1 protein-coding gene is annotated in these 1,281 nt (G+C 50.4%); it reads right to left on the bottom strand.

Features of this window, described 5'->3' with window-relative positions; genetic code table 11:
* Window positions 1-20: 20 nt before the first annotated feature.
* The coding region (locus F6K46_RS39820; RefSeq protein WP_293118217.1) for an ATP-binding cassette domain-containing protein at window positions 21-1,281 on the bottom strand (1,261 nt) is incomplete at its 5' end.

Genomic DNA, 1,281 nt, shown 5'->3' with positions numbered 1-1,281 from the left:
CAACAAGCTGTCAACAAAGATTACGGCGTGGCGATAATGGGCAGGAATTGCTCGAGTAAAGCCTGGACAATTTCGAAGTTTAGAATAGTGGCTGGATGAGCTGGATCGACGGTGAGAATGTCGTTGTCAGCGCCGCCATCGAGGGTAAGATTGAGACCGGCCGGTAACCCCACCACCAGCAACTCATCATCCCCTATTCCAGTCGTCAGCGACAACGCAGTGGTCGGCACCACACTCTCAAAATAGAAGCCTGTCGCTGGACCTAACTCAGGGGTACTAATCGGTTCATCCATAAAATAGAGCCTCGGCTCGTTAATCAACGCTCGAGCAATACCCACTCGAGCCTGCATCGCCCGCGAAAACTCAATATCGTGGGTGGCAAACAGAACCCTGTTTTGGAAGCGCTCGATGCCGTTGAGCAGGATGAGTAATTCATCTTCCAGACCAATCAGACGATCACCATTGGACGCCATCGTCAGGCTAAAATCACCCAACTCACTCCCACTTACCAGCCTGAATTCGTCACCGGTCGGACCCGTATGATCGCCACCAAAAATGTTCATATCCGGCAAAGTCTGGGTCAAACTCAGGCCAACGGTGCTAGTAATCACATCATTACCAAGTCCAGTATCAAAATTGATGGTTGCATCTAGTTCGGGCTCGAGGTCACCAATGTTGATTTTGTCGACCAGCGTGCCACCATTAATGAAAATGTCATCACTCGGATTACGGAATTCGATTTGGGGTGTTGAATCCAAGCTGGTTAAACGACTAGAAACATTGTTGGGGAAATTGCTATCCGACAGGAACAGCGTGTTGGGCAGATCCGGCAGGTTGAAAACTCGCTCGGTGGAGGTGATGTTGTCAAAAACGGGCTCGATGCCACTATAACTGATGATTGAGCCATCAAGGTCAATCTCACCGATCGAGGCTGAGGCGAAGTCATAGGTGACATTATTGAAGGTGGCTGGCAACAGGGCCAGCAGGTTGTTGCCCGATCCGCCATTGAAGAAAAGCCCACCGGCCGGTATTGGATTCACCAAACTCGGATCGATATTCAACGCGTCGTTCCCATTCAACCCGTTGATCGTCAGCGAGTTCGTCGGGTCAGCAAAAATGGTTGTCTCAAAGCCAGCATCGCCACTACGCAATCGAGAGAAGCCGTTGCCCGGATCGCCGTCATCTTCCAGGAAGATGAAGTCACCGTTAGGGGTCATATTGAAGACGATATTGGCGACTGTACCGCTGTTGATGATCGGTTCTAGTCCAAAATAATGGATC

The sequence above is a fragment of the Moorena sp. SIO3E8 genome (genome assembly GCF_010692445.1).
Lineage (GTDB): Bacteria > Cyanobacteriota > Cyanobacteriia > Cyanobacteriales > Coleofasciculaceae > Moorena > Moorena bouillonii.
This window is presented reverse-complemented; position numbering and strand designations above follow the sequence as displayed.